14 protein-coding genes are annotated in these 13,266 nt (G+C 73.4%); 8 read left to right on the top strand and 6 right to left on the bottom strand.

Features of this window, described 5'->3' with window-relative positions; all coding sequences use genetic code 11:
- Positions 1 to 57: 57 nt before the first annotated feature.
- The gene (locus AC27L3_RS08725) at positions 58 to 921 is read right to left on the bottom strand and encodes a Cof-type HAD-IIB family hydrolase (protein WP_487233408.1); all 864 of its coding nucleotides are present in this window, start codon (positions 919 to 921) and stop codon (positions 58 to 60) included.
- Positions 922 to 1,029: 108 nt separating this feature from the next.
- Here AC27L3_RS08725 and AC27L3_RS08730 point away from each other — a divergent pair, with 108 nt between their 5' ends.
- The 3 genes from AC27L3_RS08730 to pspAB all read left to right on the top strand — a co-directional run bounded on the left by AC27L3_RS08730 (position 1,030) and on the right by pspAB (position 3,491).
- Positions 1,030 to 1,929 carry an LLM class flavin-dependent oxidoreductase gene (locus AC27L3_RS08730; protein ID WP_487233409.1) on the top strand — a complete coding sequence of 300 codons (900 nt, stop codon included), beginning with the start codon at positions 1,030 to 1,032 and terminating at the stop codon, positions 1,927 to 1,929.
- Positions 1,930 to 1,990: 61 nt separating this feature from the next.
- Positions 1,991 to 2,893: a zinc metalloprotease HtpX gene (gene htpX / locus AC27L3_RS08735; RefSeq protein ID WP_487233410.1), complete on the top strand. Its 903-nt coding sequence runs from the start codon at positions 1,991 to 1,993 to the stop codon at positions 2,891 to 2,893.
- Between the two features lie 13 nt (positions 2,894 to 2,906).
- Entirely contained in the window at positions 2,907 to 3,491 is a 585-nt protein-coding gene (gene pspAB / locus AC27L3_RS08740) for a PspA-associated protein PspAB (RefSeq protein ID WP_487233411.1), read from the top strand.
- A 15-nt stretch (positions 3,492 to 3,506) separates the two neighbouring features.
- Here the strand turns inward: pspAB and AC27L3_RS08745 are convergent, their stop codons facing one another.
- A complete protein-coding gene (locus AC27L3_RS08745) occupies positions 3,507 to 4,070 on the bottom strand; it encodes a PadR family transcriptional regulator (protein WP_487233412.1) in 564 nt (187 codons plus the stop codon).
- A 98-nt stretch (positions 4,071 to 4,168) separates the two neighbouring features.
- On the opposite strand from AC27L3_RS08745, the gene AC27L3_RS08750 reads away from it, so the two are divergent.
- Positions 4,169 to 4,723 (top strand): hypothetical protein, encoded by a 555-nt coding sequence (locus AC27L3_RS08750; RefSeq protein WP_487233413.1) that lies wholly within the window; start codon positions 4,169 to 4,171, stop codon positions 4,721 to 4,723.
- 215 nt (positions 4,724 to 4,938) lie between these two features.
- Here AC27L3_RS08750 and AC27L3_RS08755 read toward each other — a convergent pair whose 3' ends face one another.
- From AC27L3_RS08755 to AC27L3_RS08770, 4 genes are read right to left on the bottom strand one after another with little or no spacing between them, the layout of a single operon-like run.
- Positions 4,939 to 5,907, bottom strand: coding sequence for a MerR family transcriptional regulator (locus AC27L3_RS08755; protein WP_487233414.1), 969 nt, complete (start codon positions 5,905 to 5,907; stop codon positions 4,939 to 4,941).
- Between the two features lie 9 nt (positions 5,908 to 5,916).
- Positions 5,917 to 6,822, bottom strand: coding sequence for a metal-dependent hydrolase (locus AC27L3_RS08760; RefSeq protein WP_487233415.1), 906 nt, complete (start codon positions 6,820 to 6,822; stop codon positions 5,917 to 5,919).
- 33 nt (positions 6,823 to 6,855) lie between these two features.
- Positions 6,856 to 8,664: an SDR family oxidoreductase gene (locus AC27L3_RS08765; RefSeq protein ID WP_487233416.1), complete on the bottom strand. Its 1,809-nt coding sequence runs from the start codon at positions 8,662 to 8,664 to the stop codon at positions 6,856 to 6,858.
- Complete coding sequence (locus AC27L3_RS08770) at positions 8,661 to 9,503, bottom strand: M24 family metallopeptidase (RefSeq protein WP_487233417.1); 843 nt, start codon at positions 9,501 to 9,503, stop codon at positions 8,661 to 8,663. The genes AC27L3_RS08765 and AC27L3_RS08770 overlap by 4 nt, the downstream gene beginning before the upstream one ends.
- Positions 9,504 to 9,743: 240 nt before the next feature.
- On the opposite strand from AC27L3_RS08770, the gene AC27L3_RS08775 reads away from it, so the two are divergent.
- From AC27L3_RS08775 to AC27L3_RS08790, 4 genes are read left to right on the top strand one after another with little or no spacing between them, the layout of a single operon-like run.
- Positions 9,744 to 10,700, top strand: coding sequence for an ABC transporter ATP-binding protein (locus tag AC27L3_RS08775; protein ID WP_487233513.1), 957 nt, complete (start codon positions 9,744 to 9,746; stop codon positions 10,698 to 10,700).
- Complete coding sequence (locus AC27L3_RS08780) at positions 10,690 to 11,607, top strand: ABC transporter permease (protein ID WP_487233418.1); 918 nt, start codon at positions 10,690 to 10,692, stop codon at positions 11,605 to 11,607. Before AC27L3_RS08775 ends, AC27L3_RS08780 begins: the two co-directional genes overlap by 11 nt.
- Positions 11,604 to 12,515, top strand: coding sequence for an ABC transporter ATP-binding protein (locus tag AC27L3_RS08785; RefSeq protein ID WP_487233419.1), 912 nt, complete (start codon positions 11,604 to 11,606; stop codon positions 12,513 to 12,515). The genes AC27L3_RS08780 and AC27L3_RS08785 overlap by 4 nt, the downstream gene beginning before the upstream one ends.
- A 14-nt stretch (positions 12,516 to 12,529) precedes the next feature.
- A complete protein-coding gene (locus AC27L3_RS08790; RefSeq protein WP_487233420.1) occupies positions 12,530 to 13,264 on the top strand; it encodes an ABC transporter permease in 735 nt (244 codons plus the stop codon).
- The last annotated feature ends 2 nt before the right edge of the window (positions 13,265 to 13,266 follow it).

Below are 13,266 nucleotides of genomic sequence, written 5' to 3' on the forward strand. Positions count from 1 at the left end.
CGCGACAAGCCACGACGCGCCCGCAGGCGAGGTGCCGTGCTTGCCGCACATGCGCAGCTACAGGCGCTGCAGGATCTCCTCGATGACGGCGGCCACGCCGTCCTCCGTGTTGGCGGCGGTGTGCAGCACCGTCGCGGCCAGCACTTCGGGATGGGCGTTGGCCATGGCGTACGCGGTGCCCGCCCAGTCGAGCATCTCCAGGTCGTTGGGCATGTCGCCGAAGGCGACCACCTGGTCGGGGGAGATGCCGCGCTCCGCGCAGCACTCGGCGAGCGTGCTGGCCTTGCTCACGCCGGGGCCGCTGATCTCCAGCAGCGCGGTGGGGCTGGACCGGGTGAAGACGCCGTGTTCGCCGGCGGCGGCCCGGGCCAGGTGCAAGAACGCGTCCGGTTCCAGCTCCGGGTGGTACGCCAGCAGCTTGACGACCGGGTCGTCGGCGCATTCGCCGTCGCCCAGCAGCTCCTCGGCCGGGGCGGTCTCCTTGGTCGGGTCGAGCGGGAAGGGCGGGTACTGCGGCTCGTAGCGCACGCCTCCGGTGCGTTCGACCGCGAAGGAGGCGCCGGGGGCCGCGGCGCGCACCGCGTGGACGATCTCCAGGGCGGCGGCCGCCCGCAGCGGGCGCACCTTCACGAAGCGGGCGCCGTCGCGCAGGTCGGCCACGACGGCGCCGTTGGCGCAGATGGCCAGGCCGTGCCCGTGCACGTGGTCGGCCACGACGTCCATCCAGCGGGCCGGGCGGCCGGTGACGAAGAAGACCTCGATGCCGGCGGCCTCGGCGGCCGCCAGGGCGGCCACGGTCCGGGGGGAGACGGTCTTGTCGTCCCGCAGCAGGGTGCCGTCCAGGTCGGTGGCGATCAGCCGGGGCACGGCGGGGCTCCGGCGGGGCGGCGGCGGACCGGGCTGCTCGGTAGCGGAAGTCACGGGCCCATTCTCCGGTACCGCGGTGGGGCGTGCGCACAAGCGTGCGTACTCGTTTGCGTACGCATGTGCGTGCGTACGGATTTCCGGGGCGGCGGTTACGCTCGGGGCATGCGACTGAGCACCGTGATCCTTCCCGACCGCCGCTGGCACGAGGGCGGCCGGGCGTCCTGGGAGCGCGCCGAGGCGCTGGGCTTCCACACCGCGTACACCTACGACCACCTCTCGTGGCGCACCTTCCGCGACGGCCCGTGGTTCGGCGCGGTGCCGACCCTGACGGCGGCCGCCGGCGTGACGTCCCGGATGCGCCTGGGCACGCTGGTCACCTCCCCGAACTTCCGCCACCCGGTGACGCTCGCCAAGGAGCTCATCTCGCTGGACGACATCTCCGGCGGGCGCATCACGCTCGGCATCGGCGCCGGCGGCTCGGGCTTCGACGCCACCGCCCTGCTCGGGCCCGGCCGGGAGCCGTGGACGCCGCGCGAGCGCGCCGACCGTTTCGCCGAGTTCGTGCCCCTGCTGGACCGGCTGCTCACCGAGCCCGTCGTCACCCACGAGGGCGAGCACTACGCGGCCCACGAGGTGCGCAACATCCCCGGCTGCGTGCAGCGGCCCCGGCTGCCCTTCGCCGTCGCGGCCACCGGCCCGCGCGGGATGCGGCTGGCGGCCCGGCACGGCCAGGCGTGGGTGACCACGGGCGACCCGAAGCTGTACGAGACGGGCACGCCGGAGCAGTCCCGGGCGGCCATCGCCGGGCAGATCGAGCGGCTCGGGGAGGTCTGCGCCAAGGCCGGCCGTGACGTCGCCGAGCTGCCGAAGGTGCTGCTCACCGGCTTCACCCCGGACCGGCCGCTGGAGTCCTTCGACGCGTTCGTCGACTTCGCGGGCGCCCATGCCGAGCTGGGGATCGACGAGATCGTGGTGCACTTCCCGATCGCCGACTCGATCTTCGCGGCGGACGTGGCGATCTTCGAGAAGATCGCCACGGACGCGCTCGCCCAGCTGGGCTGACCCGCGGGCCCCGGAGAGGGAGAATCGGGACGAAGGCTCCGCCGGGCCCTGGAGGTGCGCGGTGCGTGGATCCCGATTCGCCCCCGACCGGGGGCTGACCACCCGCATGGTCGGCACGATGTTCCTCATCGGCCTGCTGTACGTCGTCTTCGTCGGTGTGCTGGTGGCGTTGCTGCGCGGGTCCTGGCCGGTGGTCCTGGTGCTCGCGGGCGCGGTGTTCGTCGCCCAGTTCTGGTTCAGCGACCGGATCGCGGCCTTCGGCATGGGCGCCCGCGAGGTCACCCGCGAACAGGCGCCCGAGCTGCACGGCGCCGTCGACCGGCTGTGCGCGCTCGCCGACATGCCCAAACCTCGCGTGGCGATCGCCGACAGCGACGTGCCCAACGCCTTCGCCACCGGCCGCAACCAGCGCAACGCCGTCGTCTGCGCGACGACCGGGCTGCTGCGCCGGCTGGAACCCGAGGAGCTCGAAGGCGTGCTCGCGCACGAGCTCTCCCACGTCGCCCACCGCGACGTGGCGGTCATGACCGTCGCCTCCTTCCTCGGCGTCCTGGCGGGGATCGTCACCCGCATCGGGCTGTGGGGCGGGCTGCGCCGGGCCGGCGGCCGCGACCATAACACCGCCGTGCTCCTGGTGCTCGTCCCGCTGATCAGCGCGGCCGTCTACGCGATCAGCTTCCTGCTGACCCGCATGCTCTCCCGCTACCGCGAACTGTCCGCCGACCGCGCCGCCGCCCTGCTCACCGGCCGTCCCTCGGCACTGGCGTCCGCGCTGACCAAGGTGACCGGGCAGATGGCCCGCATCCCCACCCGCGACTTGCGCCAGGCGGAGCCCTTCAACGCCTTCTACTTCGTCCCCGCCTTCTCCAAGGAGAGCCTGACCCGGCTGCTGGACTCCCACCCCTCCCTGGAACAGCGGCTGGACCAGCTCGGACGCATCACGGCACAGCTCGGAGGCGCCTGATGGGAGGCGCCTGATGGGCTGGTGGGACGCGATCCTCGGCCGCAGCCGGCAGGTGGGGCCGGATCTCGACCGGCTGTTCGCCCTGCCCTCCGCCGCCGTCACCCTGCAGGCGGGGGCCGGGTTCACACCGACGGGACTGGCGTCGGTGTGCTTCGCCAGCGTCGAAGGCGGGGCGTTCGACCGGATCCGGCGCGAGGTGGGGGAGCTGCTGGACACCGACGTGGCACGCGGCGGCGCGCCCGTCGAGTTCAGCAGGGACGCCTACGGCTACACCTGGCTGCTCGCCCGGCAGCCCCCCGAGGACACCGCCGCCCTGGTGAGCGACCTGCACGCGGTGAACACCCTGCTGCAGGACGGCGGATTCGGACCCCAACTGCTGTGCTCGCTCATGGCGTTCGCGGACGGCGACCGGCGGCCGCTCGCCCTCGTCTACCTCTACAAGCGCGGGACGTTCTACCCCTTCGCGCCGCTGCCCGCGGCGCACGACAAGCGGGACAACGCCCTGGAACTGCAGGTCAGGGCGCTGCTGGCGGACGATCTACGGATCGAGGAGGACCTGGGGCGCTGGTTCCCGGTGTGGGGGGCGCCGGGGCTGTGAGCAGCCGGTCCTCCGTCAGGAGGCGTCCTCCTCTTCCGGCCGGGCGGCTCTCTCCTGCCGCATGCGCTCCTCGACCTGCGCGGCCGCCCAGCGGGCCCACTCCTCGTACATCGCGGTGAAGCGCAGGCCGTACTCCAGGGCCAGGCGGCCGTTGACCGCCAGCGAGCCGTCGCTCCAGTCGACGGAACGTTCCAGCTCCCGCATGCCCGCGTGCTGCCGGGCGACGCGCTCGGCCTCGCCGGTGAGGTAGGCGACGGCCTCCAGGGGGGTGAGGAGGTCGAGGAAGAAGACCCGCAGCATCGCTTCGCTGCGGCGGCTCCGCTCGGGGGCCGTCTCGGTCAGCCAGCGGCGCAGCTCGGCGCGGCCGGCCTCGGTGATGGCGTACTCCTTGCGGCCGCGCGGGCCCTCGGACACCACTTCGAGCAGGTCGGCCTTGGCGAGCTTGCCCAGCTCGCCGTAGACCTGGCTCTGCGTGGCCGGCCAGGCGTTGCCGAGCGTGGTCTCGAACCGCTTCATCAGGTCGTATCCGCTGGCCGGCTGCTCGGCCAGGAGGCCGAGCATGGCGTGTCTCAGGCTCATGGTCCCCACCTTACCTTCCACAGTTGACATGTGGGGGATGGATCTTCTAACTTCGACCTGTCAACATTGGAATGTCAGTGAGGGATCGAGGAGATCCGGTGAACTACCTGCGCGGCTTCATTCCCTGGATCGCCTTCGCGGTCGTCTCGTCGGCCGGTTGGCAGTGGGGTGCGGTCACCGGCCTGGTGGCGGCGCTGGCACTGCTGGCCTCGGAGCGCCGGGCGGGCACGGAGCGCGAGGCGCTGGTGCTGGAGGGCAGCACCGCCGTCTTCTTCGCGGCCCTGACGGCCCTGGCCTTCGCCCTGCCGCACAGCGGGCTGCGGCATTACGGCGGGGGCCTGTCGCTCGGCTGGCTCGCCGTCACCGCCTGGGCGACGCTCCTGGTGGGCCGGCCCTTCACCACCGGCATAGCCAAGCGCCAGGCGCCGCGCGAGGTGTGGGAGCACCCCGGCTTCCGCCGGATCAACATGGTCCTCACGGCGGCCTGGGCGGCCTCGTTCACCGTCACCGCGGCGGCGCTGGCGGGGGTCGCCGCCGCGGGGCTTGGCAGCGCCGTCTCGATACCGGTGCAGGTGGCCGGCTTCATGGCGCCGGCCATGTTCACGGCCCGCTACCCGGAGCGCGTCAGGTCCCGCATGGAACAGGGCGCGTAGCGCCTGCCCGGCGGATCAGGCAGCGCCCCGCAGGGGGTTGCGCGTCGACTGCGGGCCGTCGGTGGCCGATCGCGCCCACGCGGCGGCAGCCGCAGATCGGCACCGCCCCGTGCCCCTGACGGGGGCGCCCCGTAGGGGCGCGGGGAACTGCGCGACAAGCCACGACGCGCCCGCAGATGGGGCACCGTGCATGACCAGGACCCGCCGGCCACGGCCTAACCCGCCTCCGGGCCCGCATGCCGGATGCTCTCGTCCTCCAACGGGGGTAGGACGAGCGCGTCCAGCGTGCGGGCCCGGACCTCCCGCTCGGCCGCGGCGGCGATGAAGGCGGCGGTGTTCGCGGGTCCGGCCAGGGCCCGCACGGCGCGCACGGTCGCGGCCGGCAGCGGCACCGGTTCGGGGGGATCGTCCGCGGGGGGCGTGCAGGGCGGCGGGGCCAGGTGGCGGCGCAGGTGGCTGACGGCCAGCTCCCGCATGGCGCGGGCCAGTTCGGCGTCCACGGTCTGCTGGGCCAGCGGGCGCAGCCGGCGCACCAGGTCGGCGGCCTCGGCGGCCTTCTCGTCGGCGAGCGGCCCGTCGAGGTAGGGGCGGAAGACGTGTTCGGTGGTGAACTCCAGGAAGCGGGAGGCGATGTGTTCGACCTGGGTCCGCAGTTCGCGCAGGTGGCCGGAGATCGCGGAAAGGGGCACCCCGGCGGCGTGCAGCTCGACGGCGACGGCGAGTTGCCGGGGGCTGGGCACCAGGAACTCCTCGCCACGCTCCTCACCGGGCTCCTCGCCCGAGGGCGGCAGCCGGACGAGGACGCCGAGGTCCACCGCCTCCCGGACGGCGTCGTCGTCCGACTCCCCGCCGAAGGCCGCGGCGAGCTCGGCGCGGCCGATCCGGCCCGGCTCCTCGTCGCTCCAGGGCCCCTCGGTCTCGGTGACGAGGCCCAGCACCCCGCCCAGGCCCCGCCCGGTGTCCCAGGCGTCCAGCAGTTCCTTGATGCTGGCCAGGGTGTAGCCGCGCTCCAGCAGTTCCGCGATCTGGTGCAGCCGGGTGAGGTGGGCCTCGCCGTAGACGTTGGCGCGGCCGTCGCGCCGGGGCCTGGGCAGCAGGCCGCGGTCCTGGTAGGCGCGGATGGTGCGGACCGTGGTGCCGCTGCGGTGGGCCAGGTCCTCGATGCGGTATTCCGCTTCCGGCACGGCGACTCCTTACGAGGCGGCTGCGGCGCGGCCCACCGCGCCCGCGGCGGCCCGGGCGGCGGGGGAGGAGACGAGGTAGGCGACGGCCCGTTGCATCGAGCCCTCCTGGGAGGGGTGGTAGGAGCGCCGCAGGTAGCGGGGCACGGCCGCGCCCAGCTCGCGCCAGGAGGGCAGCAGGCCCTTGGAGATGGCCCGGTTGTGATGGCCGAGGGTGTAGCGCAGCCGGCCGGTGAGCCAGGGGTCGTTGCGGATGAGGTAGGCCGCGCCCCGGCCCCACAGGTAGAACAGTGTGGGCGCGGTGACGGCCATGCCGAGCATCCGCCGGGCGTAGCGGCCGGGGTCCTCGCCGCCGCAGTGTTCGTACATGTCGAAGGCCACGGAGCGGTGTTCGACCTCTTCCGCGCCGTGCCAGCGCAGCAGGTCCAGCATCACCGGGTCCGGCTCGGCCGCGTCCACGGTGTCCGCGCGCAGCACCCAGTCGCCCAGCACCGCCGTGAACTGCTCGATCGCCGCGATCACCGAGAGCCGGAAGCGCAGCCATTCGCGGGCGGTGAGGGGCAGGCCGAAGGGGGGCTTCTCGCCGAGCAGCACGTCGAAGAGGTAGTCCACGTGCCGGGTGTAGGGCGTGGTGTCCAGGCCCTGTTCGGCGAGGTGCTGCAGCACGTAGGAGTGCTGGACGCTGTGGGTGGACTCCTGGCCCATGAAGCCCTTGACGTCCTTGCGTAGCGCCTCGTCCGTGACCAGCGGCAGGGCTTCCTTGAAGACCTTGACGAACCACCGCTCGCCGGCGGGCAGCAGCAGGTGCAGCACGTTGACCACGTGGGTGGCCGTGGGTTCGTCCGGTATCCAGTGCAGCGGGGTCTCGCGCCAGTCGAAGGACACGCGGCGCGGGGCTATGCGGTGGCCGTGCTTCATGCGGGGGTTCCTCCAGGTCCTCTTCCGGTCCGGCTACAGCGGGGGATCGATCCGCGCGAGGGCTCGCCGCAGCCGCGGGGTGAAGCGGGAGAGCAGCCGCAGGACGTGTGCCTCGGGGGCCACCGGCACCACGGCGGCGTTGCCGGCCACCGCCCGCAGGATGGCAGCGGCCACCTTCTCGGGCGGGTAGTTGCGCCGGGCGTACAGCCGTGCGGTCCGCTCCCTGCGGCGGCGCTGTTCCTCCTCGTCCACGCCCACGAAGGAGGTGCTGCCGGTGATCGGCGTGTTGACGATGCCGGGGCACACGGCGGTGACCCCGATGCCCTTGCCGGCGAGCTCGGCGCGCAGGCACTCGCTGAGCATCAGCACCGCCGCCTTGGAGGCGCTGTAGGCCGGCAGGCCGCGCGAGGGCTGGAAGGCCGCTGCGGACGCGGTGTTGACGATGTGCCCGCCCTGGCCCCGCTCGGCCATCTGCCGGCCGAAGACGCGGCATCCGTGGACGACGCCGCCGACGTTGACGTCCCAGACCCGGCGCCATTCCTCGGCGGTGGTGTCCAGGAAGGTGCCGGCCAGGCCGATGCCGGCGTTGTTGACCAGCACGTCCACCACGCCGTGCTCGTCCGCGACCTTGGCCGCCAGTTTCTCCATGGCCTGCTCGTCGGAGACGTCGCAGCACTCGGCCCAGGCGCCGCGTGCCCCGGTCAGTCGCGCCAGCTCGGCGGTGCGGGCGGCCCCGGCGGCGTCCCGGTCGACCGTGATCACGCGGGCGCCGGCCTCGGCGAAGGCCAGCGCGGTGGCCCGCCCGATACCGCTCGCCGCGCCCGTGACCAGCACGAGCTGCCCGCCGAAGCGGTCGGCGTACGGGCCGGTGCCCGCCGGCACCCGGGCGGGCACGCCGCCGGCCGGGGCGTCCTCCTGGGCGGTGACGAAGTCGGTGATCCAGGAGGCCAGGAGGTCGGGCCGGGTGCGCGGCACCCAGTGCCGGGCCGCCACCGTGCGGCGCACCAGGCGGGGCGCCCACCGCTCCAGGTCGTCGTAGAGCCGTTCGGAGAGGTAGATGTCGCCGGTGGGCACGATCAGCTGGACGGGCACGTGGGCGTGGGCGTCCGGGCGGGGGTGCAGCATCCTGGCCCGTACGTTGTCCCGGTACAGCCAGGCGCCGTGGGCGCCGTCGCTCCGCACGGAGGCCGTGGGGTAGCCGGGGTCGGCGTCCGGCGGCAGCGTCTCCAGCCGGCCCAGCATCCGTGGCCAGCGCCGGCCCAGCGGCCCGCGCCAGGCGGCTTCGGGCAGGGCGGGCAGGTGCAGCGCCCCCACGTACCAGGAGCGGCGGCTCTGGCCGAGGAGGTGGGCGAGGCGGCGCGGGGTGGGCCGGGCGAGCCGTTCCTTGATCCAGTGCCCGAAGTGGTCCAGGGACGGGCCCGAGATCGAGGTGAAGGAGGCCAGGCGGCCCTCGGTCGCCGCCACGGTGGCGAACTCCCAGCCCTGCACCGATCCCCAGTCGTGCCCGACCAGGTGCACCGGCCGGCCGGGGCTGACCGCGTCGGCGACGGCCAGGAAGTCGTCGGTGAGCTTCTCCAGGGTGAAGCCGCCGCGCAGCGGGGCGGGGGCGCTGGAGCGGCCGTGGCCGCGCACGTCGTACAGCACGACGTGGAAGCGGTCCCGCAGCCGGGCGGCCACCTCGGCCCAGACCTCCTTGGAGTCGGGGTAGCCGTGCAGCAGTACCACCGTGGGGCGGTCCGCCTCGCCGAGCTCGGCGACGCACAGCTCGATTCCGCCCGTGCGCACGGTGCGCTCGCGCGCCCCCTCGATCCGCCTGCCGTCCCCTGTGCCGTCCCCGCTCATGCGGCTGCTCCCTCCCTCTTCCCCCGCCGTACGTGCGGCAGGTCGTCGTCCAGCCAGAAAGCGCTCTCCTCGGGGTCCCGGGAGTCGGTGACCACCAGGAGCTCCTCGAACTTCGCGCCCGTCCCCCGGAAGCCGAGATGAGGCTCCACCGCCCACAGGCCGGGCCGCGGCGGGTGGCCGGAGGAGCGGCGCGGGCTCCACAGCGGCGACCAGCCCTCCCGGTGGCCGCGCAGGGCGTCCGCCGCCAGCCCCTTGAGCGCCTGCGTGCCGAAGCCGAGGACGTGCGGCGAGAAGCGGCGCTGCGGCACCCGGCCCACCTTGTGGGCGATCACGCCGAAGGGGTAGGCGCGGTGCCGGTTGACGTGGCCCTGGCGGACCATGAGCCGCTCGACGTCCTCGTAGATCTCCCGCAGCGGGCGGCGTTCGCGCACCTCGCGCAGGATCAGCTCCCGGTGCTCGGCCAGGTCGTCCAGGAGCCGGTCGTGCAGGGGGTTCGCGCCCAGGCAGCCCGAGTAGCCGATGTCCGCGGTGAAGCCGTCGAGCACCGGTGCCATGTCGAGGATGAACGGCATCCCCGGCTCCAGCCGGCGGTCCGTGGGGAAGAACTGCAGCGGTATCCGGAAGCCGGTGAAGGCCGTCCGGTCGCCGAACCACGCGAAGGGCAGGTGGAACCAGTCCCGCACCCCGCGCCCGTACAGCCACTCCCGCTGCATCCGGGCGGCCTCGCGCTCGGTCACCCCCGGCCGCAGCCGGGCGGCCACCGCCTCCGCACATGCGTACGCCAGGCGCTGCACCCGGCGGAAGCCCTCCAGCTCCGCCGTGCCCATCGCATCCGTCATGCCCTCGTCCTCCGCCCAAGACCGAAGCCGTGCACGCACGTTGACACCGATGAATGTGACAATGACCGGCGGCCACGTCAAGGGCCGTGCACCGACCGGGCGCCCGCACCGACCCCCGTCACCCGTACGGGAATGTCAGACCGGAGGAGTAGGCGGATCCAGCCGTCTGGTCTGACGCCCGGCGCGGGACGCGGCACTACCGTCGAAGGTGTGACTGTGATCGCCACCGAAAGCCTCACCATGCGGTACCCACGGGTGACCGCCCTGGACCGGCTCTCCCTCGACATCACCCCCGGTGTCACCGGTCTGGTGGGTGCCAACGGAGCCGGCAAGTCCACGCTCATCAAGATCCTGCTCGGGCTGATGCCGGCCACCGAGGGCCGGGCCGAGGTGCTGGGCCTGGACGTCGCCACCCAGGGCGGCAGCATCCGCGAGCGCGTGGGGTACATGCCCGAGCACGACTGCCTGCCGCCCGACGTCTCGGCCACCGAGTTCGTCGTGCACATGGCCAGGATGTCCGGGCTGCCGCCCACCGCCGCGCGCGAGCGCACCGCGGACACCCTGCGCCACGTCGGCCTGTACGAGGAGCGCTACCGCCCCATGGGCGGCTACTCGACGGGCATGAAGCAGCGGGTCAAGCTGGCCCAGGCGCTCGTGCACGACCCGCGCCTGGTGCTGCTCGACGAGCCCACCAACGGCCTCGACCCGGTCGGCCGGGACGAGATGCTGGCCCTGATCCGCCGCGTCCACACCGACTTCGGCATCTCGGTGCTGGTCACCTCGCACCTGCTCGGCGAGCTGGAGCGCACCTGCGACCACGTCGTCGTCATCGACGGCGGCCGGCTGCTGCGCTCCTCCTCCACCGAGGACTTCACCCAGGACACCGGCTCCCTCGCCGTCGAGGTCACCGACACCGACGCGTGCCCCGACGGCACCGCGGCCCTGCTCGCGGCGCTGACCGGCGCGGGCCTGACGGCCCGGCCCGCCGGCCGGGCGGCCGACGGCTCCCCGGCGTCCGGCCGGGTGCTGCTGGTCGACGTGGCGGGCGAGGAGACGTACGACGTGGTGCGCGACGCCGTCGCCGGGCTGGGCGTGGGCCTGGTCCGCATGGAGCAGCGCCGCCACCGCATCGCGGAGGTCTTCCGCGACGAGCAACCGCACGAGCTGCACAAGGGAGGCGCCGGCCATGCCGCATGACGCCCCGACCACCGGCGGGCCCGCGCGCGGCGCCCACCCGGACGTCATCCACAACATCGGCTACCGCCCCTACGAGGGCGCCCGCCTCGGCCGGGCCTACGCCCGCCGCTCGCTGTTCTCGCAGAGCCTGCGCGGCGCCTACGGCCTGGGCCGCTCGGCGCGCTCCAAGGTCCTGCCGATGATCCTCTTCGGTGTGATGTGCCTGCCCGCCGCCATCGTGGTGGCCGTGGCCGTCAGCACCAAGATGCACAGCCTGCCCATGCAGTACACGCGCTACGCGCTCTACGTGCAGGCCGTCATCGGGCTGTTCCTGGCCGCGCAGGCGCCCCAGGCGGTCTCCCGCGACCTGCGCTTCAAGACGGTTCCGCTGTACTTCTCCCGCCCGATCGAGCGCGTGGACTACGTCGTCGCGAAGTTCGCGGCGATGGCGTCGGCGCTGTTCGTCCTCACCGCGGTGCCCCTGGTGATCCTCTACGCCGGCGCCCTGCTGGCCAAGATGGACTTCGCCGACCAGACGAAGGGCTTCGCACAAGGACTGGTCTCCGTGGCTCTGCTCTCGCTCCTCTTCGCCGGCATCGGCCTGGTGGTCGCCGCCCTCACGCCCCGCCGCGGGTTCGGAGTGGCCGCCGTCATCGCCGTCCTGACGATCTCCTACGGCGCGGTCAGCACCGTCCAGGGCATCGCGCTCACCACCGACCACACCGACGTGATCCCCTGGCTCGGGCTGCTCTCGCCGATCACCCTGGTCGACGGCGTTCAGACGGCGTTCCTGTCGGCCACCAGCACCTTCCCCGGCGGCCACGGGCCGGGCACCGGCGCCGGCGTCGTCTACCTGGGCGTCCTGCTGGCCGTCGTCGCCGGCTGCTACGCACTCCTGATGCGCCGATACCGGAGGGCCGGGCTGTGACCACGATCCGCCTCGACAACGTCTCCCGCTGGTTCGGCAACGTGGTGGCCGTCAACGACATCACCATGACCGTCGGCCCCGGCGTCACCGGCCTGCTGGGCCCCAACGGCGCCGGCAAGTCCACCCTCATCAACATGATGGGCGGCTTCCTCGCCCCCTCCACCGGCACCGTCACCCTCGACGGCGACGTCATCTGGCGCAACGAGCAGGTCTACCGCCACATCGGGGTCGTCCCCGAGCGCGAGGCGATGTACGACTTCCTCACCGGGCGCGAATTCGTCCTGGCCAACGCCGAGCTGCACGGTCTGGGCGCCGCGCAGGCCCAGCGGGCCCTGGCCACGGTCGAGATGGAGTACGCCCAGGACCGCAAGATCGCCACGTACAGCAAGGGCATGCGCCAGCGCGTGAAGATGGCCTCCGCCCTTGTGCACGAGCCGTCCGTGCTGCTGCTGGACGAGCCGTTCAACGGCATGGACCCGCGCCAGCGCATGCAGCTGATGGACCTGCTGCGCGCCATGGGCTCCGAAGGCCGCACCGTGCTGTTCTCCTCCCACATCCTGGAGGAGGTCGAGCAACTGGCCGCGCACATCGAGGTCGTCGTCGCCGGCCGGCACGCCGCCTCCGGCGACTTCCGCAAGATCCGCCGCCTGATGACCGACCGCCCCCACCGCTATCTCGTGCGCTCCAGCGACGACCGGGCCCTGGCCGCGGCGCTCATCGCCGATCCCTCGACCACCGGCATCGACGTCGACGTCCAGGAGGGCGCCCTGCGCGTCCAGGCCGCCGACTTCGGCCGGTTCACCGAGATCCTGCCGCAGCTCGCCCGGGCCCACGGCATCCGGCTCCTGACCGTCACGCCCTCCGACGAGTCCCTGGAATCGGTCTTCTCCTACCTCGTCGCGGCCTGAAAGGAGGCGCCTCGATGTCCACCGTGTCGCTCTACCACCCGACCGTCGCCCGGCTCACCTACCGGGGTCTCCTGGGCCGCCGCCGGGCGGTCGTGCTCTTCGCCCTGCCCGCCCTGCTGCTCGTGCTCTCCGCCGCCGTCCGCGCCTTCACCGGCGCCGACGACGACACGGCCGTCAACGTCCTCGGCGGCTTCGCGCTCGCCACGATGGTGCCGCTCGTCGGCGTCGTCGCCGGCACCGGCGCGATCGGCCCGGAGATCGACGACGGCTCCGTCGTCTACCTCCTGGCCAAGCCGGTGCCGCGCACGACCGTCGTCCTGACCAAACTCCTCGTGGCGATCGGCGTGAGCGTCGCCTTCACGGCGCTGCCCACGCTGCTGGCCGGCTTCCTGCTCAACGGCAACAGCCAGCAGATCGCCGTGGCCTACGCGGCCGCCGCCGCGGCCGCGTCGGTGGCCTACAGCGCCCTGTTCCTGCTGCTGGGCATCGTGACCCGGCACGCGGTCGTCGCCGGACTGGTGTACGCGCTGGTGTGGGAGTCGCTGTTCGGCAACCTCATCCCCGGGGCGCGCACGCTCAGCGTCCAGCAGTGGGCCCTGTCCCTGGCCCAGCGCACGGCTGCGGACGGCGTCATCACCTCGGACGTCCGCCTCCCGGTGGCGGTGACCCTGCTGGCGGTCGTGACGGTGGCGGCAACGGCGTACGCGGTGCGCCGCATGAAGTCCCTGACGCTGGCGGGCGAGGAGTGACA

It is taken from the genome of Streptomyces sp. PKA51 (genome assembly GCF_057552455.1).